The organism is Prauserella rugosa (assembly GCF_000719975.1).
GTDB lineage: Bacteria > Actinomycetota > Actinomycetes > Mycobacteriales > Pseudonocardiaceae > Prauserella > Prauserella rugosa.
Map to the genome: position 1 here is coordinate 1 of NZ_JOIJ01000004.1, position 25,883 is coordinate 25,883.

The 25,883-nt window shown below is 70.9% G+C and carries 23 protein-coding genes; 7 read left to right on the forward strand and 16 right to left on the reverse strand.

Going from position 1 to position 25,883, the window contains the following annotated elements; all coding sequences use genetic code 11:
* Window positions 1–403 precede the first annotated feature (403 nt).
* Window positions 404–1,669: a CobW family GTP-binding protein gene (locus tag IF64_RS0106780; protein WP_084705710.1), complete on the reverse strand. Its 1,266-nt coding sequence runs from the start codon at window positions 1,667–1,669 to the stop codon at window positions 404–406.
* Window positions 1,670–1,748: 79 nt separating this feature from the next.
* Here IF64_RS0106780 and IF64_RS0106785 point away from each other — a divergent pair, with 79 nt between their 5' ends.
* Entirely contained in the window at window positions 1,749–3,149 is a 1,401-nt protein-coding gene (locus IF64_RS0106785) for a mycothione reductase (RefSeq protein ID WP_030531156.1), read from the forward strand.
* 67 nt (window positions 3,150–3,216) lie between these two features.
* On the opposite strand, the gene IF64_RS0106790 is transcribed toward IF64_RS0106785, so the two are convergent.
* Window positions 3,217–4,500, reverse strand: coding sequence for an MFS transporter (locus IF64_RS0106790; RefSeq protein ID WP_051757534.1), 1,284 nt, complete (start codon window positions 4,498–4,500; stop codon window positions 3,217–3,219).
* A gap of 114 nt (window positions 4,501–4,614) precedes the next feature.
* On the opposite strand from IF64_RS0106790, the gene IF64_RS0106795 reads away from it, so the two are divergent.
* Window positions 4,615–5,283: a FadR/GntR family transcriptional regulator gene (locus tag IF64_RS0106795; protein ID WP_036875981.1), complete on the forward strand. Its 669-nt coding sequence runs from the start codon at window positions 4,615–4,617 to the stop codon at window positions 5,281–5,283.
* Between the two features lie 21 nt (window positions 5,284–5,304).
* Here the strand turns inward: IF64_RS0106795 and IF64_RS0106800 are convergent, their stop codons facing one another.
* From IF64_RS0106800 to IF64_RS0106820, 5 genes are all read right to left on the reverse strand, one after another.
* On the reverse strand, window positions 5,305–7,143 hold the full coding sequence (locus tag IF64_RS0106800; RefSeq protein WP_030531159.1) for a helix-turn-helix domain-containing protein: 1,839 nt from the start codon (window positions 7,141–7,143) through the stop codon (window positions 5,305–5,307).
* The gene (locus IF64_RS0106805) at window positions 7,140–8,516 is read right to left on the reverse strand and encodes an MFS transporter (protein WP_048808290.1); all 1,377 of its coding nucleotides are present in this window, start codon (window positions 8,514–8,516) and stop codon (window positions 7,140–7,142) included. The genes IF64_RS0106800 and IF64_RS0106805 overlap by 4 nt, the downstream gene beginning before the upstream one ends.
* A gap of 87 nt (window positions 8,517–8,603) precedes the next feature.
* A complete protein-coding gene (locus IF64_RS0106810) occupies window positions 8,604–9,365 on the reverse strand; it encodes a 3-hydroxybutyrate dehydrogenase (RefSeq protein ID WP_030531161.1) in 762 nt (253 codons plus the stop codon).
* Window positions 9,366–9,459: 94 nt separating this feature from the next.
* Window positions 9,460–10,317 carry a type I methionyl aminopeptidase gene (gene map / locus IF64_RS0106815; RefSeq protein ID WP_030531162.1) on the reverse strand — a complete coding sequence of 286 codons (858 nt, stop codon included), beginning with the start codon at window positions 10,315–10,317 and terminating at the stop codon, window positions 9,460–9,462.
* Between the two features lie 149 nt (window positions 10,318–10,466).
* Window positions 10,467–11,090 carry a LysE family translocator gene (locus tag IF64_RS0106820; RefSeq protein ID WP_051757535.1) on the reverse strand — a complete coding sequence of 208 codons (624 nt, stop codon included), beginning with the start codon at window positions 11,088–11,090 and terminating at the stop codon, window positions 10,467–10,469.
* Between the two features lie 100 nt (window positions 11,091–11,190).
* Between IF64_RS0106820 and IF64_RS0106825 the strand changes: the two genes are divergently transcribed.
* The gene (locus IF64_RS0106825) at window positions 11,191–11,661 is read left to right on the forward strand and encodes an Lrp/AsnC family transcriptional regulator (RefSeq protein WP_030531164.1); all 471 of its coding nucleotides are present in this window, start codon (window positions 11,191–11,193) and stop codon (window positions 11,659–11,661) included.
* Between the two features lie 34 nt (window positions 11,662–11,695).
* On the opposite strand, the gene IF64_RS0106830 is transcribed toward IF64_RS0106825, so the two are convergent.
* The 8 genes from IF64_RS0106830 to dxr all read right to left on the reverse strand — a co-directional run bounded on the left by IF64_RS0106830 (window position 11,696) and on the right by dxr (window position 19,774).
* Complete coding sequence (locus IF64_RS0106830; protein WP_157575502.1) at window positions 11,696–11,866, reverse strand: hypothetical protein; 171 nt, start codon at window positions 11,864–11,866, stop codon at window positions 11,696–11,698.
* 38 nt (window positions 11,867–11,904) lie between these two features.
* Window positions 11,905–13,704 carry a penicillin-binding transpeptidase domain-containing protein gene (locus IF64_RS0106835; protein WP_030531166.1) on the reverse strand — a complete coding sequence of 600 codons (1,800 nt, stop codon included), beginning with the start codon at window positions 13,702–13,704 and terminating at the stop codon, window positions 11,905–11,907.
* A gap of 34 nt (window positions 13,705–13,738) precedes the next feature.
* A complete protein-coding gene (locus tag IF64_RS0106840) occupies window positions 13,739–14,611 on the reverse strand; it encodes a GNAT family N-acetyltransferase (protein WP_030531167.1) in 873 nt (290 codons plus the stop codon).
* A 178-nt stretch (window positions 14,612–14,789) separates the two neighbouring features.
* A complete protein-coding gene (locus IF64_RS0106845) occupies window positions 14,790–15,194 on the reverse strand; it encodes a VOC family protein (RefSeq protein WP_030531168.1) in 405 nt (134 codons plus the stop codon).
* 56 nt (window positions 15,195–15,250) lie between these two features.
* Window positions 15,251–16,060: an AraC family transcriptional regulator gene (locus tag IF64_RS0106850; protein WP_246134866.1), complete on the reverse strand. Its 810-nt coding sequence runs from the start codon at window positions 16,058–16,060 to the stop codon at window positions 15,251–15,253.
* 42 nt (window positions 16,061–16,102) lie between these two features.
* Window positions 16,103–17,254: a flavodoxin-dependent (E)-4-hydroxy-3-methylbut-2-enyl-diphosphate synthase gene (ispG, locus tag IF64_RS0106855; protein ID WP_030531170.1), complete on the reverse strand. Its 1,152-nt coding sequence runs from the start codon at window positions 17,252–17,254 to the stop codon at window positions 16,103–16,105.
* Window positions 17,255–17,350: 96 nt separating this feature from the next.
* Window positions 17,351–18,574, reverse strand: a complete 1,224-nt coding sequence (locus IF64_RS0106860) for a M50 family metallopeptidase (protein WP_030531171.1) — start codon at window positions 18,572–18,574, stop codon at window positions 17,351–17,353.
* Between the two features lie 3 nt (window positions 18,575–18,577).
* Window positions 18,578–19,774 carry a 1-deoxy-D-xylulose-5-phosphate reductoisomerase gene (gene dxr, locus IF64_RS0106865; protein WP_051757565.1) on the reverse strand — a complete coding sequence of 399 codons (1,197 nt, stop codon included), beginning with the start codon at window positions 19,772–19,774 and terminating at the stop codon, window positions 18,578–18,580.
* Between the two features lie 116 nt (window positions 19,775–19,890).
* Between dxr and IF64_RS0106870 the strand changes: the two genes are divergently transcribed.
* The 4 genes from IF64_RS0106870 to IF64_RS0106885 all read left to right on the forward strand — a co-directional run bounded on the left by IF64_RS0106870 (window position 19,891) and on the right by IF64_RS0106885 (window position 23,082).
* On the forward strand, window positions 19,891–20,172 hold the full coding sequence (locus IF64_RS0106870; protein ID WP_030531173.1) for a DUF2631 domain-containing protein: 282 nt from the start codon (window positions 19,891–19,893) through the stop codon (window positions 20,170–20,172).
* Window positions 20,173–20,548: 376 nt separating this feature from the next.
* On the forward strand, window positions 20,549–21,766 hold the full coding sequence (locus IF64_RS0106875) for a threonine synthase (RefSeq protein ID WP_030531174.1): 1,218 nt from the start codon (window positions 20,549–20,551) through the stop codon (window positions 21,764–21,766).
* Between the two features lie 40 nt (window positions 21,767–21,806).
* Window positions 21,807–22,460 (forward strand): GntR family transcriptional regulator, encoded by a 654-nt coding sequence (locus tag IF64_RS0106880; RefSeq protein WP_030531175.1) that lies wholly within the window; start codon window positions 21,807–21,809, stop codon window positions 22,458–22,460.
* Window positions 22,461–22,728: 268 nt separating this feature from the next.
* A complete protein-coding gene (locus tag IF64_RS0106885; RefSeq protein ID WP_030531176.1) occupies window positions 22,729–23,082 on the forward strand; it encodes a hypothetical protein in 354 nt (117 codons plus the stop codon).
* Between the two features lie 22 nt (window positions 23,083–23,104).
* Here the strand turns inward: IF64_RS0106885 and IF64_RS0106890 are convergent, their stop codons facing one another.
* Window positions 23,105–25,831: a helix-turn-helix transcriptional regulator gene (locus tag IF64_RS0106890; RefSeq protein WP_281292277.1), complete on the reverse strand. Its 2,727-nt coding sequence runs from the start codon at window positions 25,829–25,831 to the stop codon at window positions 23,105–23,107.
* Window positions 25,832–25,883: the final 52 nt, after the last annotated feature.

The following is a 25,883-nucleotide window of genomic DNA, read 5'->3' on the forward strand; positions in this document are numbered from 1 at the left end:
TGTGTGGCGCAAAGTCCTCTGCGACCCCGCCACCGGCCAGCCGCTCGACCTGGGTCGTAGTCGACGACGGCCCAACGCAGCCATCCGCGAACTCGTCCGGGTGCGGGATCGGGAATGCGTGGTGCCGTGGTGTCGGCGGCCTGCTCGGCACTGCGACCTCGACCATCAGCGTGAGTGGTCGGCTGAGAACGGGCCCACCTCCGCCGCTAACACCGCACCACGGTGTCGACGTCATCATCGGATGAAGAACGCGCCCGGGTGGATCACCCGCCACGACCCACTCCACGGCACCTCGGCCATCACCACACCCCACGGCTCCACCTACACCGGCAGACGCCGACCCGTCCTCGCGCCGAAACCCACCGGCCCCGACGACCCACCGTTCTGACCGGGCGCCGGCGCATCAACGGTCCGGGTAGAACTCGTCCGGATCCACCAGGCCGTCGTACGCCTCGGGGTGAGCCACGCAGCCCGTGAGTTCGGGATCGACGTCGGGACTCAGATCGGGGTCGACAGGCGGATCCGTGTCCGGGTCCCCGTCGGGGCCGGTCTCCGGATCGACCTCGGGGGCGGGGCGTGCGTCGAGGTCGGTGCGGTAGCGGAACATCGGCAGGAGGTCCTGCTCCACGGCCTCGCCGGCCACGTCCGTGGCGCACGCCTCGACGTCGGCGCGCAGCGCGTCCGCGTCGATGCCGGCGCCGATGAGCACCAGACTCGTACCGGTACCGGCGTCGTCACCGCCGCCGCGGGGACGCTGCCGTGCGGCCAGGCGCACATAGGCACCGACCGTGTGCAGCTCGTAGACCTCGTGGTGCCCGGGCACGCCGAAGCGCACGGAACCCTTCATCCGATACAACCCGGCAGGCCTGGACTCCAGGAACTCCGCGAACCGCCGCGGATGCACCGAACCGAGCTCCACCGTCACCGTGTCGTACACCGCGTGGGCGTGCGTCGAATGGTCGTCCTGCGCGCCGTGATCGTCCCGACCGTCATGAACGCCGTCGTCGCCACGGTCGAGGCGCAGATCGTCGAAGGAAAGCTGGCGTGGGCCGTCGGGGGAATCCGACGTGACGCGGTCGAACAGCAACTCGGGATCGACGCGCCCGAACTCGACGGGAACCACGGGAGTGGCGCCCGCGAGGTCGCGGACGAGATCCACGACGCCGCCGGAAGCCCGGTCGACCTTGTTGACGACCACGAGATCGGCCATGGTCAGCTGCTCGTCGAGCTCGGGATGGCGCTCGCGAGTGTCGGCGAACTCGGCGGCGTCGACCAACTCGACCAGGCCGCCGTACTCGACGTACGGATCCTCACTGGCGAGCACCAAGCGAACCAGACTGCCCGGCTCGGCCAACCCACTGGCCTCGACCACCACGACGTCCAACCCCGCCGACGGATCGGTCAACGCGCCCAACATGCGATCGAGCCCGCTGGCGTCGACGGCGCAACACAAACAGCCGTTCTCGAACGACACCATCGAATCGACCTGCCCGGCCACGCTGAGCGCGTCGACGTTGACACTGCCGAAATCGTTGACCACCACGCCGATCCGCATCCCGCGCGTGTTCGCCAGCAGGTGGTTCAACAGCGTCGTCTTCCCCGCACCCAGAAACCCCGCGAGCACCACCACGGGCACCCGCCGGAGATCGGCACGACTGCGCTGCGGCATGGATCACGCTCCCGGGAACACTCGGACGTCGGCAGCAGTTGAGATAGTCGGCAACACCACCGCCTGAGAGGGTACCGACGTGCCGCACTACGACATCGTCATCATCGGGACCGGATCGGGGAATTCGATCCTCGACCAGCGCTTCGCCGACCGGAAGGTCGCCATCGTCGAAAAGGGCGTGTTCGGCGGCACGTGCCTCAACGTCGGCTGCATCCCGACGAAGATGTTCGTCCACCCCGCCGACCTGGCCGCCACCCCGGCCGCGGCGGCGCGGCTCGGCGTCGACGAAACCCTCGACGGAGTGCGCTGGCGCGACATCCGCGACCGCATCTTCGGCCGCATCGACCCCATCGCCGCAGGCGGACGCGAATACCGCATCGAACACGACGACAACGCCAACGTCACCGTCTACGAAGGCGAAGGCCGCTTCACCGGCCACAAGGAACTCACCGTCGACCTGCCGGGCGGCCAGGAAACCCTCACCGCCGACCGGTTCGTGCTCGCCGCAGGCGGACGCGCCGTCGTCCCCGACATCGCGGGCCTGGACCAGATCGACTACCACACGTCCGACACGATCATGCGCATCGACGAGCTGCCGCGGCGCCTCGTCATCCTCGGCGGCGGATTCATCGCCGCCGAGTTCGCGCACGTGTTCTCGTCGTTCGGCGTCGAGGTGACGGTCGTCGCGCGCTCCAACACGCTCCTTCGCCACGAGGACGAGGACGTCAGCCGCCGCTACACCGACCTCGCCGCGCAGCGCATCGACGTGCACCTCAACCGCGTCGCCCAACGCGCGCGGCGCACCGACGAGGGCATCGCACTCGACGTCGAAGGCCCCGGCGGCGCCGAAACCGTCGAAGGCGACCTGCTGCTGGTCGCCACCGGCAGGCGGTCCAACGCCGACGTGCTCGGCGTCGAGGCCACGGGGGTCACCGTGACCCGCTCCGGCCACGTCGAGGTCGACGACCACCAGCGCACGAACGTCGACGGGATCTACGCGCTCGGCGACATCAGCTCGCCGCACGAACTCAAGCACGTCGCCAACCACGAAGCACGCGTCGTCCAGCACAACCTGCTGCACGACCTCGGCGTCGAGGACGCCCCCGTGACGGCCGACCACCGCTTCGTACCGCACGCCGTGTTCGGCTCCCCGCAGATCGCCTCGGTCGGCATCACCGAACGCGACGCCGCCGCCAAGGGCATCCGCTACGTCACGGCCGTGCAGGACTACGGCGGCATCGCCTACGGGTGGGCGATGGAGGACGAATCGCACTTCGCGAAACTCCTGGCCGACCCGTCCACCGGACAACTGCTCGGCGCGCACATCATCGGCCCGCAGGCACCCACACTGATCCAACCGCTCATCCAGGCGATGAGCTTCGGCCTCGACGCCCGCAGCATGGCCCGCGGCCAGTACTGGATCCACCCGGCCATGCCCGAGCTCATCGAGAACGCGCTGCTGAACCTGCCGCTGGACTGAGCCGGCCGTCAGCTCAGACGAAGCGCCGGGCGGCCGAGGCCGCCCGGGCGCTTCACGTATCGGGTAGCTACACGTACCGGGGTTTGCCCGCGTACCAGCCGAAGGCGAGCTGGGCGACCACGACGCCGATCACCATCGTCATCGGCACCGTCCAGTCCCCCGTGACGTCCCGCAGGAACCCGAACAGGAACGGACCCAACGCACCGAGCAGGTACCCGAGGCCCTGCGCCATACCCGACAGCGACGCCGTGTCTGCCGCCGTCCGCGCCCGCATCGTGATGGCGCTGAGCGCCAACGAGAACACGGCCATGCCCAGTCCGATCAGGACCGACCACAACAGCGGTGCCGCGGCGGGCGCCACGGTGAGGCCCGTGAGCCCGGACACCCCCAGTACGCCCAGGCCCACCGACCAGAAGCCGAGTCCACCGCGCGCGCCCACCAGCGGCGGGATGAGCAGGCTCACCGGCAGCCCGAGCAGCGACACCAAGCCCATCATCAGCCCGGCCGACGTCCGGCTCACCCCGGCGTCGATGAGCACCTGCGGCATCCAGCCCATCATGATGTAGGCGAAACACGCCTGCGTCCCGAAGAAGCCGGTGACGATCCACGCCAACCGGTTCCGCAGCAACGAGCGGCGCTCCCCCTGACCGCCACCCGCGTCCGGTTCGACACTCTCGGCCGCGTCCTGCTCGCCGGAATCGGCCGCAGCGGAGCGTTTTCCGCCGACGACGCCGCCCCTCGTGGCGGCGAACCACAGCACCAGCGCCAGCACGGCCAGGCCCGCCCACGCACCGAGACCGCCGCGCCATCCGCCGGTCGCGTCGCTGAGCGGCGGGGTCAACGACGAGCCGAGAGCGCCACCGGTCTGCAACGCCGCCGTGTACACCCCGGTCATCAACCCCACGCGGGCGGCGAACGAGGTCTTGACGACCACCGGGATGAGCACGTTGGCCAGCGCGATACCCGCGCTCGCCACCAACGTTCCCGCCAGCACCACGAACGGGCCGTTCACCACGCGCACCACCAACCCGGCCGCCAGCACGGCGAGCGCGAGCCCCAGCGCAGGCGCCAGTCCGAGCCTGCGAGCCAGCCACGGAGCGCCGAACCCGGCGATGGAGAAGCACAACCCGGGCATGGTGGTCAGCGCGCCCGCCCACGTGTCGCTCGCACCGAGCGCATGCTGCGCCTCGTCGAGGATCGCGCCCACCGACGTCACCGACGGACGCAGGTTCATGGCGGCCAGGACCACCGCCACCGCGAGCAACCCCGCGCCCGCGACGGCCGCCCTGCCCGTGGCGCTCCGCGCCGTCGAGTCGAGCGTGTCCAGCGAGTCGTCGGTACTCCGTGCCATGCATCCCACGGTAACAAAAGGTAGGATGATCGGGCGTTGGGACGTTCCCCAGGGCATGACCGCACGTCAGGGACGCCCGGGCACAATGGTCCGCTCATCCGGGAGGTGACGTCCGTGCCGCTGTCCACGACCCACCGCACGGGACTGGTCGACCAGGTCATCGAACAGCTGCGGGAGGCGATCCGCAGTGGCGAATGGCCGCTCGGCGAGCGCATCCCCACCGAATGCACCCTCGTCGCCGACCTCGGCGTCGGACGCAACACGGTGCGCGAGGCGGTCCGGGCCCTCGCCCACAGCGGACTGCTGGAGGTGCGGCAGGGCGACGGCACCTACGTCCGCGCGACGAGCGAGGTCTCCGGGGCGATCCGCAGGCTCGCGGGCACCGAACTGCGCGAGGTGCTGCAAGTACGCAAACCCCTCGAGATCGAGGGGGCACGGCTCGCGGCGGACGCCCGCACCGACGACGACCTGACCCGCATGCGCGAGCTGCTCGACGCACGCGACAAGGCGTGGGCGGACGGACGTCTCGACGAGTACGTCCGCATCGACGCCGCCTTCCACCAGGCGACCATCGACGCCGCCCACAACACCGTCCTCACCGAGCTGTATCGCGGACTGACCGAGGTCGTCGTGGCCAGCGTCGCCGCGACCACCCAGCTCGACGTGCCCGAGCCCGCGCCCACCGGCCACCACGGACTGCTCGACGCGCTCGCCGACCGGGACGCCGAGCGCGCCGCCGACGAGGTGTGCGCCTTCTTCGACGAACTGGCGACCCGAGCCTGAGCGGGCGCCTCCGTCGCGGGGTCAGGACAGGCGGTGCAGCCGCAACGCCAGTTGGAGCTCGAGGGCGCGGTCCGGACTCTGCCAGTCGTCGCCGAGCAGCACCCCGATCCGCTCGAGCCGCTGCGACACCGTGTTGACGTGGACGTGCAGGCATTCTTTGGCCCGCGTCAGGTTGCCCCCGCACGCGAAGTAGGCGTCCAACGTGCGCAGCAGTTCGGTGCCCCGCGCCTCGTCGTAGTCCAGCACCGGGCCGAGCGTGTCCCGCACGAATCCCGGCACGTTCGCCTTCTCCCCCAGCAACATGCCCACGAAACCGAGCGCCGCGGCGTCGGCGCCGCTGCCGTGTCTGCCCAGGACCAACAGCGCCCGCAGACATCGGGCCGCCTCGGCGTGTGCCTCGGCGATCCGCGCGGGCCCCACCGCCGGGCCGGCTCCGCCGACCGTCACGGGGAGACCGAGTCTGCGCGTCAGGTCCGCCGCGACGTCCGGAGCCGCTGTACCGCGCTCTGCCTCACGCACCAGCAGCACGACGCGATCGGCGTGCACACCGGCGAGCACCCCGTGCGCCGACGCGGCCGAGGCCAGCCGCGCGCGCGTGACCCCGCCGTCGGAGGCCGTGTGCAGCACCAGGACCGCGTGCGGGGCGTGCAGATCGAGCCCCAGCCTGCGCCCGCGTTCCACCAGCGAAGCCGGCTCGCGGTCCGGCGCGCTCAGCAGATCGACGAGCAGTTCGCCGCGCACGCGTTCCTCCGCCTCGGCCGACGACGACCGCAGCAACAGCACGAGCGCGGTCACCATGCCCGCCCGTTCGAACAGGCGCCGGTCCGCATCGCCCAGGTCCGGCCGTCCGGTGAGCGTGATGCTGCCCAGCAGCTGCGGACCGGCCATCACCGCGCACACCCAGTCGTCCCCGTCGGCGACCGCCCTGCCGGACGCCCGCGACGACGCGACGGCGAAGGCGTTGCGCCCACCCGAGTCGGTGCCCGCGCACGCCAGCTCGGCACCGTCGGGGTCGTGCACGACCACCCCGCCCCCGAGCACGGCCGCCACCTCGGCGGCCACCTGCGGCACGTCGGCACCGCCCGCGGCGAGCTCGGCCAGCCGGTCGTGCGCCTCCTGCGCCCGCGCCAGCGCCTCGTGGTGGGTGCGGATCGTGTCGTTGGCCTCGCCCAGCTCGTCGAGGGCCGCGGCCGTCGACTCGATGAGCCGGGCGTTGTCGATGGCGATCGCCGCGTGGTCGGCGAGCGAGGACAGCAACGCCACCTCGTCCGGGGTGAACGTGCGTGGCCTGCGGTCGGAGGCGTACAGCACGCCGATCACCTGCCCGCCCAGCGAGAGCGGCACGCCGAGGATCGCGATGAGCCCCTCGTCGCCGACCGCCCTGTCGATCGGCCCGGTGTGCTGGAACCGGTCGTCGCCCGGATAGTCCGACGTCGCGTACGGCCGCGCCGTCTGGGCGACCAGGCCGCCCAGCCCTTCGCCCATCCCGAGACGCACCTGTTGGAACAGCGCCGAGGCCGACCCGTCGGTGACCCGCATGTAGGTGCTGTCGGCGCCGTCGTCGTTGAGGCTCAGGTACGACACGTCGACCCGCAACAACATCCGGGCCCGGCGCACGATCGACCGCAGCACCGCATCGAGATCCCGCAACCGCGCCAGGTCGCTCGCCGTGTCGAACAACGCGGCCAGTTCGGTCTCCCGCCGGGTGTGCGCGTCGAGCGTGCGCCGGATCGTCAACGCCGACCGCAGCGCCTCCTCGGCTTCGGGATCACCCGCGGCCGCGGCACCCTGATCAGCCAGTTCCTCCGCAGACGCCCCCTCGGCCAGCAGCCGCAGTAGCCGGACCGCACCGTTGCTCACCGGTCGATCGTCGCACCGCCGGGCTGCTCGGACGAGGCCGACGGCGCCGTCTGGTCGTCGGACAGCGAACTGCCCTTCGTCTCGCGGGCGAGGTAGACCGCCACCAGCGTGACGACGCACGTGAACGCGACGTAGACCGAGATCGCGATGCTGCCTCCGGTGGCGTCCAGCAACGCCGTCGCGATCAGCGGCGCCACGCCGCCCGCGGCGATCGACGCCAACTGGTAGCCGATGGAGGCGCCCGAGTAGCGCACCCTCGTGCCGAACAGCTCGGAGAAGAACGCCGCCTGCGGGCTGTACATCGCGCCGTGGAGCACGAGGCCGACGGTCACCGCGGCGATGGTTCCCCAGCCGGATTCGGTGTCGAGCAGCACGAAGAACACGAACGCCCACACACCGGTTCCGGCGGCGCCGAACAGGTACACCGCGCGCCTGCCGATCACGTCGGACAGCCAGCCCCACACCGGAATCGTCACCAGGTGCACGGCCGAACCGACCAGCACGGCGTTCAACCCCATCGACCGGGAGACGTCGAGATGGTTCGTCAGATACACGAGGACGAACGCGGTGATGACGTAGTACGAGGCGTTCTCCCCGAACCGGGCTCCCATCGCGATGAGCACCTCACGCCAGTGGAACCGCAGCACGGTGAGGATGGGCGCCTTCTCCGGTACTTCCTCACCGTCGGCCTTGCGGACCGCCTCGACGAACACGGGCGACTCGGCGACGGCGAGCCGGATCCACAGTCCGATGACCACGAGCACGCCCGAGAGCAGGAACGGGATGCGCCAGCCCCACGACTCGAACGCCGCGTCGGTCTGCACCGCAGCGAGGATCGCCAGCACCGCGGTGGCGAGCAGGTTGCCCGCGGGCACGCCGGCCTGCGGCCACGACGCCCAGAATCCGCGCCTGCGCTCGTCACCGTGTTCGGAGACGATCAGGACCGCACCGCCCCATTCCCCACCGACGGCGAATCCCTGCACCAGCCGCAGGAACACCAACAGCAACGGCGCCGCGACGCCGATACTGGCGTAGGTCGGCAACAGTCCCATGAGGAACGTCGCACCGCCCATCAGCAACAGGCTGAGCACGAGCAGCTTCTTGCGGCCGAGCTTGTCGCCGTAGTGCCCGAAGACCAGGCCGCCGAGCGGGCGCGCGACGAAGCCGATCGCGTAGGTCGCGAAGGCCAGCAACGTGCCGGTGAGCGGGTCGGACTCCGGGAAGAAGAGCTTGTTGAAGACCAGCGCGGCGGCCGAGCCGTAGAGGAAGAAGTCGTACCACTCGACGGTGGTGCCGATCATGCTGGCGCCGACGACCCGTTTGATGGAGGTCGGTTTCGGCTGCTCGCCGGCCGGGGACGTGGGGTCTGTCATCGTCGATCACCACTTCGTTGTGTGTGGACGGTGTCTGTTGCGGATGGACAGTCGTACGTGGACGGTTCGATGCGGACGGTGGACGGGTCAGGCGGCGGTCCATCCGCCGTCGACGGGGATGGACGCTCCGGTGAGGTAGGCGGCGTGCTCTCCGCACAGCCACACCACCACGGCTGCGACCTCGGCCGGTTCGATGAGCCGTTTGACAGCCGTGCGGGCGAGGAACACCTCGTCGACGACGTCGGCCTCGGCGATGCCGCGGGTGCGGGCCTGGTCGGCGATCTGCCCTTCGACCAGTGGGGTGCGCACATAGCCGGGGTCGACACAGTTGCTCGTGACGCCGTGTGGGGCGCCCTCCAGCGCGGCCACCTTGCTCAGGCCTTCGAGGCCGTGTTTCGCGGCGACGTAGGCGGCCTTGTGGGGACTGGCGCGCAGCCCGTGCACGCTGGAGATGTTGACGACCCGGCCCCAGCCGCGGGCGTACATGCCCGGCAGGTGGCGGCGCATGAGCAGGAACGGTGCGGTGACCATGAGGCGTTGCACCGTGTCGAAGACGTCCGGAGGGAATTCCGGGATCGGCGCGACGTGCTGGATACCGGCGTTGTTGACGAGGATGTCGACGTCGGAGGGCAGGGTGTCGACGGCCGCGGGGTCGGTCAGGTCCGCGGTGTGGGCGTGGGCGCCCGTCTCGTCGGCGACGGCACCGGCGGCGTGGGAATCGACGTCGACGAGGTGCACCGTGGCACCCGCCTCGGCGAAGGCGTGGACGCACGCGCGGCCGATGCCGCTGGCACCGCCGGTGACGAGGACCGTGCGGCCGCCGAGGGTGTCAGGAGTGGTCGTGGTCACAGCTGACGACCGTACGGCCGCGCCATACCGTCGACCATGTGCGTGAGGGCCACAACCGGCAGTGCCGATGTGTGGCCCTCCGACACTCAGTGGCTCACGGGAGGGTGAGCACCTCGGCGCCGTCGGCGTTCACGACGAGCGTGTGCTCGAACTGGGCCGTCCACTTCTTGTCCTTGGTGGTCACGGTCCAGTCGTCGTCCCACACGTCGTAGTCGATCGTGCCGAGGGTGATCATCGGCTCGATGGTGAACGTCATGCCCTCTTCGATGACCGTGGTGACGTTGGGTTCCTCGTAGTGCAGCACGGTGGGCGCGGTGTGGAAGGCGGGGCCGACGCCGTGCCCGGTGAAGTCGCGGACGACGCCGTAGCCGAAGCGCTTGGCGTAGGACTCGATGACGCGGCCGATCACGTTGAGCTGACGTCCCGGCTTGACGGCCTTGATGGCGCGGCGCAGCGACTCCTCGGTGCGTTCGACGAGCAGTCGGGCCTCCTCGTCGACGTTCCCGGCGAGGAACGTGGCGTTGGTGTCGCCGTGCACGCCGCCGATGTAGGCGGTGACGTCGATGTTGCAGATGTCGCCGTCCTCGATGACGGTCGAGTCGGGGATGCCGTGGCAGATGACCTCGTTCAGCGAGGTGCAGCTGGCCTTCGGGAAGCCGCGGTAGCCGAGCGTCGACGGGTAGGCGCCGTGGTCGCAGAGGAACTCGTGGATGACCTTGTCGACGTCGTCGGTGGTGTTGCCGGGCTGGACGGCCTTGCCGCCCTCCTGGAGCGCCTGCGCGGCGATCTTGCCCGCGACGCGCATCGCCTCGATCACCTCGGGGGTGCGTACGCCGTTGCCGGTGTCGCGCTGGGGCGCGGGCTTGCCGACGTACTCGGGGCGGGCGATCGACTTCGGAACGGGGCGCTGCGGCGTCTGAACGCCGGGCGTCAAGGGAGCGCGAACGGGCATACCCCGAGCATAATGCGCGCGTCAGCGCGTCCTTGGGGGGTGGCGGCTGGGCGACGGGTGGGCTAGTCGCGCGTCAGCGCGTCCATGGGGGGTGGCGGCCGGGCGACGGGTGGGCTAATCGCGCGTCGACCACGCTGTCCGCCACGTGATCACACCTCGGCCAGCAGGGTGACGGCTCCGAGACAGCCGAGGGCAACGCTCGCGACCACCTCGATGCCGATCTGGACGGATCGTCGCGCCAAGGTCCGGGTGAGCAGTCCGATCGCAGTGACGTATGCCGTCCACCAGATCGCAGCACAGGCGACGACCACGAACCCGAGCAGCAGGGTTTCGGTGAACACAGCGCCTCCGGGAGTGAGGAACTGTGGAATGAAGGTGAGGTAGAAGATCAGCGCCTTCGGGTTGAGGACGTTGTTCAGGAATCCCTGGACCAACGGAGTCCGGGAACCCGGCTGCTGCGGGACGTTCCCGCCGGGCGTCGATCGTCGACGCCACGCCGACACCGCCAGCATCGCACCGAGGCACAGCAGATAGCCGCCACCGACGATGCGCAGTGCAACAAGAAGTCCGTCATCCGCCGCGACCAACGCGGCGACGCCGCCCGCGGTCGCCAGCGTCAGAAACAACAGTCCGGCACAGATGCCCAGGGCTGTGAAGCAGGCGGATCGCCGGCCGCCGACGGCGGCATTGCGAGTGATGATGACGAAGTCGGGCCCGGGGACGACCAACATCATGAAAGTCGTCGCGACGAAGACGGGCAGTTGCGCGAGCATGGACGGCCCTCACGATCCGAGGTTCGGTGTCAGGCATGAACGCGGCCATCGTCGCTCTGACGCCGATAGAACTGGACTCATTCCGCGTAGGGTTCGGCGCATGCCGAGAACGACCGAACTAGATCCGACGGACCTGCGGATCCTGACGGCGCTGCAGAACAACTCCCGGACCCCCAACAAGGACTTGGCCGCGGCGGTGGGCATCGCACCGTCCACATGCCTGGACCGGGTCAATCGGCTCCGGGAGGCAGGGATCATCCGCGGTTACAAGCTCGCTGTCGACCCGGAGAAGCTGGGCAGACCCCTGCAGGCCCTCCTCTACGTCCGCGTCCAACCCCATCGCCGACCGCTCGTGGACCCATTCGTCGAACACGTACTGGCCCAACCCGAGACGCGCGAGCTGTACCACCTCACAGGTCCCGACGATTTCCTGATCCATGTGGCGGCGGAGAACGCCGCCGCATTACAGCGCCTGGTTCTCGACGAACTCACGGCTCGCGACGAGGTTGCGCTCGTCCACACGAATCTGATCTTCCAACGCTGGGAAGGCGGCCCCTTGCTCCCGCCGTGAACCCACGACGGAAACGTCGCGGTGCCGAAGTAGATCAATACCGTTCCTCGTCCCGCACCCGCTGGAGTTCGTCGGAACCGCTGAAGTCCACCGGAGCGGGGTCGGGAAGGCAGGAGAAGGACCCCGTTCCACGCTCGGCGGGCTGAAGCTCGCCGCTGGCGCGCATGTCCTCGACGGGCGACTCACCGTCCACGGTTCCTTCCATCGGCTCATGCTCGCACGGCACACCGACGATCTCCCGGATCACTGCAGGCCGGTGAGGAAGTCGCGGGTGACGTCGACGGCCGGTTTCGACGAGCCGGCGCCGGTGAGCAGGGTGGCGAACGCGAGATCGTCGCTCGGGCCCTCTCCGACGTAGCCGGCGAACCAGCCGTGTGCGTTGCTCCCGTCGCCGAACTGGGCGGTGCCGGTCTTGCCGTGGACGCCGGGCACGTCGCGGAGTGCGGTGGCGGTGCCGTCGGTGACGACCTCGCGCATCATCCGGCGCAGCGGGCGCAGGACGTCGCCGGACAGCGGTTCGCCCTTCTTGCTTACCTTGGTGCGGTCGCCGCGCACGAGTCCCGGGGTGGGCAGCTCGCCCCGGTCGACGGTCGCCGCGACGAGCGCCATGCCGAACGGACTGGCGAGCGTGGTGCCCTGGCCGATGCCGTTCTCGGCGCGTTGCACCTCGTCGTCGGACTCGGGCACCGAGCCGGTGATGGTGGTGATGCCGGGGATGACGAAGTCCGCGCCGAGGCCGAGCGAGCGTGCGGCGTCGGTCAGTGCGTCGGCGGGCAGTTCGGCTGCCAGCTCCGCGAAAGTGGTGTTGCACGACTCGGCGAACGCGGTGTGCAACGGGACGCGGCCCAGGTCGAAGCGGTTCTCGTTGGGGATGAGCCGGTGCCCGACGGTCGTCGTCGCGGGGCAGGCGACGGTCGCATCGGGACGCGTGGCACCTGCCGACAGTGCGGCCGCCGCCGTGCCGATCTTCAACGTCGACCCCGGCGGATACCGTCCGCTGAGGGCGATCGTCCCCTCGTCGTCGGCGGCCTCGTTCTGTGCCACGGCGAGGATGTCGCCGTCGGAGGGGCGTACGGCCACGACGGCCGCGGGACCGTCGACCCTGGCCAGCGCCCGCTCGGCTGCCTTCTGGGTACGCAGGCTCAGCGTGGTGTGCACCGCGGACGCCGGCTTGGCCGCCGCGGCGTGCAGCTCGTCGATCTCGGCGCCGGTGCTGTCGGTGACGACGACCCGCCAGCCCTCCTCGCCTGCCACCCGATCGGCGACGTGCTCACGGATGAGCGGCAGGATCCGCGTGCCCAGTCCCCGTTCGGCCGACAGCAGCCGCTCCTGGTTGGTGAACCGCACGCCGGGCAGGTCGTAGATGCGCGAACGGATCCGCTCGTAGTCGGCCGAGCGCAGGCTGACGACGGTGTAGGCCTGCCCCTGCTCGGTCTCGCGCAGGCCGGAGCGGATCGAACGGCTCGTGATGTCGTCGTCGAACTGCGACACGGCCTCGGCCAGGGTGGAGACCACGTGGTCGAGCTCGCCGCCAGCCTCCTCGCGGTCGAGGGTCACGCCGATGACGTTGTCGGCCGCGAGCAGCGGCGCTCCGTCCCGGTCGAGGACCGGCGCCGGGGTCGGGGTCTCGGTGACGAGCGACAGGCTCTGCTGCGGGCCGAGCTCCGGGTGCACGATGCGCGGTGTGAAGTGCACCTTCCAGCCGTCGTCGGAGGAACGCACCTCGGCCTGGGCCCGGTAGCTCCACGTCCGGCCGTCGCCGAGGTCCCAGCGGAGCTGGTAGCGGCCGTCGGCGCTCGTGCCCTCTTCCGACTCGGTCACCTCGCCCGGTTCCGCCGACAGTGCCTTCGGGTCGAGCGCCTTCTGCGTGCCGCGCAGCAGGTCGCGGGCGGAATCCGGCGAGTCGGTCAGCGCGGCGGCCTCGCGCAACGAGCCCTCCTGCCAGGCGGCGAGGAACTCCTCGAGCACGTTGCCGGCCTCGCTCCCGCCGAAGACGCTGCACCCGGACGTCGTGAGCACGGCCGCCAGCACGAGGGCGGTCATCGAACGCATTCTCATCGCGACAGCAGCACCGGCCTCAGAACAGCACCGTCGCGAAGCTGCCCACCTGGCGGAAGCCGATCCGCCGGTAGGCGGCCAGCGCCGGGGTGTTGAACGAGTTGACGTACAGGCTCGCGACCCGGCCCATCCCGCGCACCAGCCGGGACGCGATCGCCGCGGTGCCCGAGGCGCCGAGGCCCTCCCCGCGCCGGTCCGGATGCACCCACACGCCCTGGATCTGGCCGACCCGCTGGGACAACGCGCCGATCTCGGCCTTGAACACGACCTCGCCGTCCTCGAACCGGGCGAACGCCCTGCCCCCGGCGATCAGCTCGGACACCCGCGCGCGGTAGCCGGCACCGCCGTCGCCCGCACGCGGGTCGACCCCGACCTCCTCGCGGAACATCGAGATCGCGGCGGGCAGGTAGCGCTCCAGTTCGTCGGCACGCACCGGCCGCACCGCGCGGTCGGGGAGCACGTCGGGTTGCCGGTCCAGCGCCATCAACGGCTGGTCGCTACGGACCTCCCTGGCCGGACCCCACTCCCCCGACAGCTCGTCCCACAGGTCCAGCACCTGCTGCGAGGGCCCGACGACGGACGAGCACATGCGCGCACGCCGCAGCGCCCGGTCGGCGAACGACCTGATCGCCTGCGCGTCACCGCACAAGGGGATCAGGTTCGGCCCGGAGAAGCACAGTCCGTCCAAGGCGGCTTTGGAGGCGTTCAGGCCCGCTCCGAAACCGGAGCCGCCCGCGCCCCAGAGCTCACCGCCCAGACGCCACGGATCCACTCCCGCGATCTCGACACGCGCGGACACCATGCAGCTCGCCACCGGGTTCGCGCCGAGCGCGGCCCGGACGGCCGGATAGTCCCTGTCATCGAGAAGCCGCGCACCAGCAACCCGCAACACGCAACCCAGACTGCCAGAGAACAGGGCGTAAGGGGAAACAACCCTCCGCTCGGGTGGTGCTCCCGAGGGCCCTTTGGTCGCTCCCACCCGTCTCCCACCACCACCCAAACGGACACGCTCCGCGTGACAGCGTTCGATTCAACGCGACTATGGGGCCCTCGGGAGCTGCCCCGGGTGGTCAGGCGCCGGGGTAGGTGCCGAAGACCCAGACGGTTCCTTCGGGGTCGGCGATCGACACGTTGCGGGATCCGTAGTCGGTGTCGCGGGGCGGGTCGACGACGTTCGCACCGGCGTCCACGGCCCGCCGGTGCACGGCGTCCGGATCGGCCGTCACCACGTAGATCCACTGCCCCGCCGGGCTCGCCCCGCCGTGGGCCTGCGGCGTGCGGGAGCCGAACATCACCCCGCCGCCCTCCGGCCAGCGGAGTTCACCGTGCACCACACCACCGTCGTCGCCGGGCACGACCAGCGCCTCGGTGAACCCGAGCACGCCGGTCAGGAATCGGCGCGCCCGTGCCACGTCGGCGTACAACACACTGGGCCACACGCCCGGCTTCACATCCGTTGTCGTCACATCCGTCATGGCTCCGAGTCTCGGACCGGCACCGCACCCGGGTCTTGGAGAAACGGGAGCTCTGCTCAACGGGCCCCGTGCGGACGCTCGTCGGGCGGTTGCTCCTCGGCGAGCCAGGTTGTGGGTGGGCAGCCGGCCAGCGCGCGCCATTCGCCGGTCAGGTGGGCCTGGTCGGCGAATCCGCACACGGCGGCGATGTCGGCGAGCCGTTCGCCGCGGCGCAGCAACGCACCGGCCCGTTCGAACCGCACCACCCGCGCCGCTTGTTTCGGGGTGAGCCCGACGCCGCGCCGGAACCGTTCGCCGAAGTGCCGCCTGCTCCACCCGAGCTCCGCGGCGAGCGTCTCGACGCGGACCGTGCCGCCGGAGCGTCGGATCCGCCGCCACGCCCACTCGACGTCCGGCGGCGGAGCCGACTCACGGACGGCGGCACCGAGCAGGCCGCCGAGCAACCGGTCGAGGAGGGCGAATCGGCTCGGCCAGTCGGGCAGGGCGGCGAGCCGGTCGGCCAGGCCCGCCCACGCCGGACGAGGCAGGTCGGCGAGGTCGACCACGTGCCCGGCGAGCTCGGCCGACGGCAGTCCGGTGAGCGCAGCGACACCCAGGGGTTCGAGCGCGAGCTCGACTCCGTACTCGGCGTCGTCGCGGGCGATGAGCGCGGGCGCGGTGTGCAGCCCGCCGAGCAACGCCTGGAACCGGCCCGGCGACTGGTCCGCCCTCGGCATGCCGACGACGTGCACGGGCGCGCCGAGGCTGATGTTGAGCGTGAGGTGCCCGCTGGGCAGTCCCCGGTGCACACCGCCTGCCGCGACCGCGTGCGCGTAGCCGACGTAGCGGGTCACCCACGGCCGCAGCCGCGGGTGCGGGCGCGCCACCGCCCAATCCGCCACCGCTACGCCCCGCGGCCCGCAGCCATGTCAGCTCACCGTGACGACCGGTTCGCCGGAGCCCTCGACGTCGCCGTTCTCCTCGGCGATGCGCATGGCCTCCTCGATCAGGGTCTCGACGATCTGCGCCTCGGGGACGGTCTTGATGACCTCGCCCTTGACGAAGATCTGACCCTTACCGTTGCCGGAGGCGACGCCGAGGTCGGCCTCGCGCGCCTCACCCGGCCCGTTGACGACGCAGCCCATGACGGCCACGCGCAGCGGCACCTCCATGCCCTCCAGGCCCGCGGTGACCTCGTCGGCCAGCTTGTAGACGTCGACCTGCGCGCGTCCGCACGACGGGCACGAGACGATCTCCAGCTTGCGCGGGCGCAGGTTGAGCGACTGGAGGATCTGCGTACCGACCTTGATCTCCTCGACCGGCGGGGCCGACAGCGACACCCGGATCGTGTCGCCGATGCCCTGCCGCAGCAGTGCACCGAACGCCACGGCCGACTTGATGGTGCCCTGGAACGCGGGCCCGGCCTCGGTGACGCCGAGGTGCAGCGGGTAGTCGCACTGCTCGGCGAGGATCTCGTAGGCCCGCACCATGACGACCGGGTCGTTGTGCTTGACGGAGATCTTCAGGTCGTGGAAGTCGTGCTCGGCGAACAGCGAGGCCTCCCACAGCGCCGACTCGGCGAGCGCCTCCGGGGTGGCCTTGCCGTGCTTCTCCATCAGCCGCTTGTCGAGCGATCCGGCGTTGACGCCGATGCGGATCGGCGTGCCGTGGTCCTTCGCGGCCTGCGCGATCTCCTTGACCTGGTCGTCGAACTTGCGGATGTTGCCGGGGTTCACGCGCACACCCGCGCAGCCCGCCTCGATCGCGGCGAAGACGTACTTGGGCTGGAAGTGGATGTCGGCGATCACCGGGATCTTCGACTTCTGCGCGATCGCGGGCAGGGCCTCGGCGTCGTCGGCACTCGGGCACGCCACGCGCACGATGTCGCAGCCCGCGGCGGTCAACTCGGCGATCTGCTGCAGCGTGGAGTTGATGTCGGCCGTGTTCGTCGTGGTCATCGACTGGACGGAGATCGGGAAGTCGCTCCCGACCCCGACGGAGCCGACCTGCAGCTGACGGGTCTTGCGACGGTCGGCCAGTACGGGCGGGGGTGTTCCGGGCAGACCAAGGTCGACGGTCATCGATTCCTCTGCAAACGTCTGGAGCGAACGCGTTCGCCCCCACGATACTCCCGACGGGTTACCGGCTCGGGTCAGTGGAGGCGACCAGGTGCCGGCCTACTGCATGATGCGGATCGGGTTCACGATGTCGGCGGTGATGGTGAGCAGCACGAACGCCCCACCGATCACCACGATGACCATCGTCACGGCGTTGAGTTTCGTGTAGTCGACCGGTCCACCCGCGGCCTTGCCGCGCAGCTTGCGCAGCCAGTCGCGCACCCGCTCGTACCACGTCACCGCGATGTGCCCACCGTCCAGCGGCAGGAGTGGCAGCAGGTTGAAGATGCCGACGAAGAAGTTGAGGCTGGCCAGCAGGAAGAAGAACAGCTCCCACAGCCCGTGCTGGACGGCTTCGCCACCGATCCGGCTGGCGCCGACGACGCTGACCGGGGTGTTCGGATCGCGCTCGGCACCGAAGATGGACTCGACCACAGCGGGCACCCGCTCGGGGATCTCGAGCAGCCGCTTGCCCGTCTCGACCATGAGGTCGCCGGTGAACGACAGGGTGCCGCCGACGGCGCTCAGCGCGTCGTAGTCCCAGCGGTTCTGGAACGTCACACCGATCGAGCCGATGTCGACCAGCCGGGTCTGGTCCGGGTTCTCCGGGTCGGCGACGGGCCGCGTGACCTTCTCGACGTCGACGGTCAGCGGGACGGTCTCGCCGCCGCGTTCGACCTGGAAGTGCGCGGGGCCGGACAGGTTCTCGACGGCGGCGATGACGTCGCTGTAGGTCTCGGTCTCCTTGCCGTTGACCGAGACGATCACGTCGCCGTGCTGGATACCGGCGTCCCGGGCGGGTGCGGGGGCGCCCGGCTCACAGGTCGGGTCGGTGTACTCCTGGTTGGTGCGGGCGTCCTGCACGCACTGCGAGACCTGGGACACCTCCGGGGTGCCGAACATGTTCGGCAGGCCCATCGTGACCGCCATCAGGTACAGGACGACGAACCCCAGGATGAAGTGCGTGAACGACCCGGCCGCCATGACGACCGTGCGCTTCCAGGTCTTGAAGCGGTACATCGCGCGGGGCCGCTCGTCGTCGGTGATCTCGTCGAGCGCGGTCATTCCGGCGATGTCGCAGAAGCCGCCGAACGGCAGCCACTTCAGGCCGTACTCGGTCTCACCCCGGCGGAAGGAGAACACGGTCGGCCCGAAGCCGACGAAGTAGCGGCGCACCTTCATGCCGAAGGACTTGGCCGCCACCATGTGCCCCGCTTCGTGCAGCGCCACGGACACGCAGACGCCGAGCGCGAAGAGCACGACCCCCAGGATGTAGACGAGCACGCGCTACTTCCCTCCCATACCGTTCATCGGTCCCCCGACCTCGCGAGCACGCGTGCGCGCCCACTCCTCAGCGGCGAAGACGTCGTCGACGTCGCGGGGTTCGCGGCGCCACTCGTCGGCCGCGGCGACCACCGCACTCACAGTGTCCACGATGGACGTGAAGCCGGTGTTGCCGGCCAGGAAGGCCCCGACCAGCTCCTCGTTGGCCGCGTTGTACACGGCGGGCAGGCAGCCACCGACGGCGCCGACCTCGCGCGCGAGCTCCACTGCAGGGAAGGCCTCGTCGTCCAGCGGTTCGAACGTCCACTGCGCAGCCTCGTCCCAGCGGCAGGCCGGCGCGGCTCCGGGCACCCGGTCCGGCCAGTTCAGCGCCAGCGCGATGGGCAGGCGCATGTCGGGCGGGCTGGCCTGGGCGATCGTCGAGCCGTCGGTGAAGGTGACCATCGAGTGCACGATCGACTGCGGGTGCACCGTGACGTCGATGCGCTCGCACGGGATGTCGAACAGCAGGTGGGCCTCGATGAGCTCGAGCCCCTTGTTGACCAGCGTGGCCGAGTTGACGGTGATCAGCGGGCCCATCGCCCAGGTGGGATGCGCCATGGCGTCCTCGACCGTGACGTCGGCCATCTGCGCGCGCGTGCGGCCGCGGAACGGTCCGCCCGAGGCGGTGAGCACGAGGCGGTCGACCTCGGTCTCCCTGCCCCCGCGCAGTGCCTGGGCGATCGCCGAGTGCTCGGAGTCGACGGGCACGATCTGGCCGGGCGCCGCCGCTCCGAGCACCAACGGGCCGCCCGCGATGAGCGACTCCTTGTTGGCCAGTGCGAGGCAGGCGCCCGTCTCGATCGCCGCGAGCGTGGGCAGCAGCCCTTGCGAGCCCGGCAGGCCGTTGAGCACGACGTCGACGGGTTCGGCCGCGACGAGCTCGGTCACCGCGTCGGCGCCGGCGAAGATGCGGGGCAGAGCGAACTCGCCCTTCGCGTAGCCGCGCTTCTGCGCCTCGGCGTACAGCGCGAGTTGGAGGTCCTCGGCCGCGGTCGCGCGCGTGACGGCCACCGAGCTCACCCCGTGCTCGATGGCCTGGGCGGCCAGCACCTTGGGGTCGGAGCCGCCCGCGGCGACACCGGCGACCCGGAACAGGTCGGGGTTGCGGGCGGCGATGTCGAGCGCCTGGGTCCCGATCGACCCCGTGGATCCGAGGATGAGAACGCTGCGTGGGTTGTTCACGTGGCCATTCTCTCCGACTCCTGACGACCACCGGACGGCAGGCGTATGGGATCATCGCCGACGAGCACTGGCTGAGCACGTGAGGAGTGAACGTGGCTGGCAACGCGGTCGAGAAGCGCGCCGGGTCCGAGGTGAACTACTCGAACGGGGTCGACCCCCACGACGAGCCGTCCGCCGAGTGGGGCTGGCACGGCGGGTTCCCGAAGGCCACGCAGGGTGCAGGCTGGTTCACCGTCTTCGCACTGCTGATCATGCTGATCGGCAACCACGAGAACAACACCGAGAACGTGTGGCTCGTCGGTACCGCCATCGCCGTGGCGATCGGCCTGATCTACGACCTGCGGCGTCGTCGCACGGCCTGGCGCCGGAGCTGACCGAGCACTGCAGCCGGCCGAGCACCAAAGCCGGCCCTAGCACGGCCTGTCGCCGGAATCGAGCCGAATACTGCCGAGAAGGTCCCGGACGCGTGACTGTCACGAGTCCGGGACCTTCTCCGTGCCGGTAACCGCCAACCGTCGGCCCGCCTCGAACCTGGCTCCGCTCACTCCGCCACGCGATCCTGCGTCGGGGGCGTCTCACCGCCCATGCGCGGCAATCTCTCTTCGTAGAACGACGGCCACACTGCGCCAATGCCCGGTATGGGCAGCTCGTGCCGCGCCGCTGTGACACCGCACGCCTCGCCCTCGTTGACGGGGCGCCGTTTTGGATCCAAACTGACGGGCATTCGCCGGTCGGTCACGTGGAGGTGCCATGTCGTTCTCGTCCCTCAGCCATCTCGAGTGCTCACGTACGGGCGAACGGGTCGAGGCCGACCAGGTGGCGGGAACGTCGGCCGCGGGCGCGCCGCTGCTGGCCCGCTACGACCTCGACCGGGTTCGGGAGACGGTGACGCCGAAGGACATCGCGGCGCGTGAGCCGAACCTGTGGCGCTACCACGAGGTGCTGCCCGTCCGTTCGCCCGAGCACGTCGTGACGCTGGGCGAGGGCATGACGCCGCTGCTGCCGACGCCGAACTTCGGCAAGCACGCCGGCGTGCCGAACCTGTTGATGAAGGACGAAGGGCTCGTGCCGACGGGCTCGTTCAAGGCCCGCGGCGCGGCCGTCGGGGTCTCGCGGGCGGCCGAGCTGGGCGTGCGGGGCGTCGCGATGCCGACGAACGGCAACGCAGGTGCCGCATGGGCGCTCTACGCCGCGCGGGCGGGCATGAAGAGTCTCATCGCGATGCCGGACGACGCACCGTCGATCACGATGAAGGAGTGCCAGTCGGCGGGCGCCGAACTGTATCGAGTGGACGGTCTGATCGGCGACGCGGGCAAGCTCGTCGGCGCCGCGGTGGCCGAACGCGGCGGCTACCAGGAGACCTCGACACTCAAGGAGCCGTACCGGCTCGAAGGCAAGAAGACGATGGGGTACGAGATCGCCGAGCAGCTCGGCTGGCGCGTGCCGGACGTGATCCTCTACCCCACCGGCGGCGGCGTCGGGATCATCGGCATCTACAAGGCGATCCTGGAGATGCAGCAGCTGGGCTGGATCGGCGACAAGCTGCCCCGCCTCGTCGCGGTCCAGGCGGAGGGCTGCGCCCCGATCGTCGACGCGTTCGCCCGCGGCGCCAGGGAGAGCGAACCGCCTGCCGAGGCACGCACGATCGCCTTCGGGATCACCGTGCCGAAGGCGCTCGGCGACTTCCTCGTGCTCGACGCGGTCTACGCCACCGACGGCACCGCCGTCGCGGTCAGCGACCAGCAGCTCCTGGCCGCGCAGCGCACGCTGACCGAACTGGACGGCACGTTCATCTGCCCCGAGGGCGCCGCCTGCTTCGCCGCGCTGGAGCAGCTGCGGGAGTCGGGCTGGGTCGGTGAGAACGAGGAGGTCGTCGTCCTCAACACCGGCGCGGGGATCAAGTACCCGGAGACGGTGGAGCTCGACGCTCCCCTGCTCGGCAAGACCGAGCCGATCCCCGCTCGATGAGCCGACGAATCGAATCCAAAACCGCAGGGGATCCCGGCAGGTGAGCGATGCGGCGGGCAGTCTCGTCCGGACGGCATACGACGCCGTGCGCGAGGCCGTGCTGAGGCGTGAGCTGCGTCCCGGTCAGCGGGTGACGGTGCGCCCGTTCGCCGAACGTCTCGGCATCTCCCCGACCCCGGTCAAGGCCGCGCTGGCCGTGCTGGAACGCGAAGGGTTCCTCGTCTCGCGCCCGCACGCCGGATACTTCGTCGCCGAGCTGACCGCCGCCGACATGCGCGACATCTACGACCTGCGCTCGGCCGTCGACGCGCTGGCCGCCCGCGACGTCGCACGGGCCAGGTCACCGGAGTTGCTCGCCCGGCTCCACGAGCTGCTGGCCGGCCAGCGCGCCGCCCTCGCCGACGGCGACATCGACCGCTACGCCGACCTCGACCGCGCCTTCCACCAGTCCATCTGGGAGGGCTCGCCCAACCGCCGCCTGCTCGGCATCGCCGACCAGCTCGGCGCGCAACTACGCCTCGGCCGGAACGTCACGATCACGGTGCCAGGACGACCGGAAGCGAGCCTCGACGAGCACGCGGAGATCCTCGACGCGCTCGAGGCGGGCGACACGGCGGCCGCGGAACACGCCACCCGCCGACACGTCACCCAGGTCATTCGCGCACTGGAAACGGCACTGAATTCCACCAACTGACCCGGCGGAACACGTCCGGATAAAACCGCTTCAAGTATCCGTTTCCCCGGCGGTCGAATAATTCCCGTACCCACCAGAACTCGACCAAAGGCCGCATCATGCCACCTCAGAAGCACCGATAATGAGGGCAGTTCTACCCACAAAGCTACCCGAAAAATTCGCGAGCTCGGTTCATTTCAACCCCGTTAACCCAGTATTTGTTGTCGCCACGGAAAGGCGAGCAGTACCACTGAATACGCAGTGATCGACGTTTTCGGAAAGGAATCACATGCGCTCCAGTGTCAAACGTTTCGCCGCGGCGGCCGCCGTGACGGCGGGGCTGACCGCCACCCTGTCCGGCACCGCCTTCGCGGCCGACACCTCGGCCGGCACCACGCCCGCGCCCCAGCAGCTCGCCTGCGCGCCGGGCAGCGCGGCCGCGTGGAACCGCACGGCCGAGACCGCCCCGGTCTTCGAGTTCCCCGGCACCGGCGAGGCGTTCATGTCCGTGCCGCCCGGTGGCCAGGTCTGCACCGACTACAACCGGGCGAACGGCCCCGACGGGGTGTACCTGCACTTCACCGGTGACGGCCACACGGGACCGGCCGACGGCTGGATCCACGAGCGGTTCGTCTCGCCCTGACCCGCCGCGTCCGGCTGGGCGGTCATTCCGCACCGCCCAGCCGGGCGGCCAGTTCGGCCCGTGAGCGGACGCCGAGCTTGCCGTAGACGCGGGTCAGGTGAAACTGGACCGTCTTGGTCGACAGATACAGCTCGGCCGCCACCTCACGGTTCGTCATGCCCTGCGCGACGAGCCTGGACACGGCCTGTTCCTGCGGTGTGAGCTCGCCCGGGTCGCGATCCGCCCGCGGAGCCCGCACGCCGCCCGCCTTGGTCTCGCGGTCGCACCGCTCGACGTAGGTGGCCGCGCCGAGCGCGGCGAACGTCTCCCGCGCGCTGCGGAACACCTCGTCGGCCTCCTTGCGTTTGCCCGCCCTGCGCAGCACCTGGCCGTGCACGAACTCGATACGCGCCCGGTCGTAGCGAAGCGGCAACCCTTCCAGCAGTTCGAGCGCCTCGCCGAACGCCATGCGTGCCGCCTCGAGGTCGCCGCGGGCGGCCTCCAACCTGCCCCGTGCCGCACGCAGCCTGGCGCGAGCCGACGCCGAACCCCGCTCGTCGGCGAGCGTCTCGTGTGGACGGAGGAACCCATCGGCCTCGTCGAGCTTTCCGGAGGCCACCAGTGCGTGGGCGTAGGTGTCGGCCCAGGGCCAGCGGCCCGGCTCGGCCACGATCGACGACCGTGCCCACGGTCGGGTCAACGGGCGCAGCGCACGCAGCACGCCCGCCGCGTCGGCCTGCACCTCCGCGACGAGCGCGTGCGCCAGGCACGACGGAACCTGCATGATCTCGTAGTCCCGTGGCCCCGCGTCGACACGCAGCAGCGCCTCCCGCGCGGCGTCCCACTCCCCGCGCAACGCATGCACCGCAACCGCCGACCAGTGCAGCAGCGGCCCGGTGACGGCGATCCCACTGCGGTCGAGCACATCCTGCGCGGCGTGCACCGTGCGCAGTGCCTCGTCCCAGTCACCGGCCAGGAACTGCGCTCTGGCCAGCCAGCCGCGCGCCCACAACGACACGCGGGTCGATCCGCCGAGCACCGTCGTGGGCACCCCCAGTTCGAGATCGGCCCGCGCGTCCTCGAGCGCGTCCCTGCCCAGGTCCAACCAGCCGCGGCCCATGACGATCCGCTGCCACTGCGCCCCCGACGGCACCCGTTCGGCCAGCTCGGCGTACTCCCTGGCCGCTTCCTCCACCCGGCCCGTTCCGGCGACGCCCAGGCCGCGGATGGCCGCCGCCTCCACCGAAGCCGGGTCGTGCTCCCCGGCCAGGTGCAGCGCGCGGTCGGCCCACTCCACCAGTTCGTCGGGACGGCACCGGCACAGGCAGTGCAGGACGTACCGCTGGCAGATCACCGCCGCGACCTCCGGTTCGCGGTCGGCGTTGACAAGCCGCCACGCACGCGCCAGGCGCGCCTCGGCCTCGGCGGGACGGCCGCGCACGACGGCGAGATAGCCCAGCACCGCGTTGCGCAACGGGGTCTCCCGCAGGCCCTCGATCTCCGGGACCAGCGCACCCGCCCCCAGCGCATCGCCCGCGCCGATGAGCGCGTCGACGGCTCTGGTCATGCGCCGCTCCCGCAGCGGTCGATCCTCGGTCAATCTGCCCGCATCGCTGAGCAGCGAGGCCGCGACACTCCACGCGCCCTCCTCGGCGTGCTCACCTGCCAGCGCGTCGAGCCGGTCAGCCAACTCGGCATCCGGAACCGGGGTCGCCGCGACCAGCAGCCGTGCCCTGCGCACCGGGTCGTCGACGAGATCCGCGGCCCGCCTGCGCAGCTCGGCGGCCGAGGCATGGCCGAGTTCGTCGAGGACGGCCTCGCGCACCATCGGGTCGGCCGGGCTCAGTTCGGTGAGTCCACGGGGGCCGGTGCGGACCAGTCCGCTCGCACACGCCTCGTCGGCCACGTCGAGCAGCGTCGCCGTGCTCGACGTGAACCCGGCCAACATCGCCACGTCGCGCACCGCGGTGCCGGGGCCGAGGACCGCGGCCGCGTCGACGAGCCGCCGTGCGTCGTCCGAGCACCCGGCCCTCGCTGCCCGCACCCGCTCGGCGACCGCCGCGGGCGCGGGCAGCCGCGGGTCGAAACGCCGCCAGGTCTCGGCGGGCACCTCGGCCAGCAGGTCCACCACGTGCAGCGGAATGCCCGACGTGTGCCGGGTCAGCTGCTCGGCCATCGCCCGCGACAGCGGTGTGCCGTGGGCCTCGGCGAGTGCCGCGACGTCCCGGACGCCGAGCGGCCGCAGCGCCGCGACCGTCGTGGCGGCGTGCCGCAGGACGTCCCGGCCCATGCTCCGCGCAACCGCGACCACCAGTAGGCGCGCGGCGGGGTGGTGCCGCACCGCCGACACGAGTGCGCGCAGCGACTCCTCGTCGGCCCACTGGGCGTCGTCGACGACCATCAGCGTCACGGCGTCCGCCTCGGCCTGCGAGGCGGCGGCGATCCGGGCGGCGACCTCCTCGACGCCGAGTTCGGACACCGCGGAGGGCGTCCTGCGCAGCAGCTGGCCCGCGACCCCGAACGCGAGCTCGACCTCCCATTCGGCGCCCGCGGCCCGGTGCACCGGCCCCGCGTGGCGGGCGGCGAAGGCCTCCACCAGTGCGGTCTTGCCGATCCCCCGCTCCCCCGTGACGAGGGCGAATCCCGGTCCGTGCTCGGCGACCCGGTCCCGTGCTCGCTGGAGTGCCGCCAGCGCGCGGCCCTGACCGGCCGGAGCGAGAGCACCATCGCCCGGCCCCGCCGTCCCGAGCACGTCCACGCTGTCGCTCACGCCCGCACCGTACCGCCCGCGCCGCCGCGAGCGGGCCTGTCGATCCGCCCGG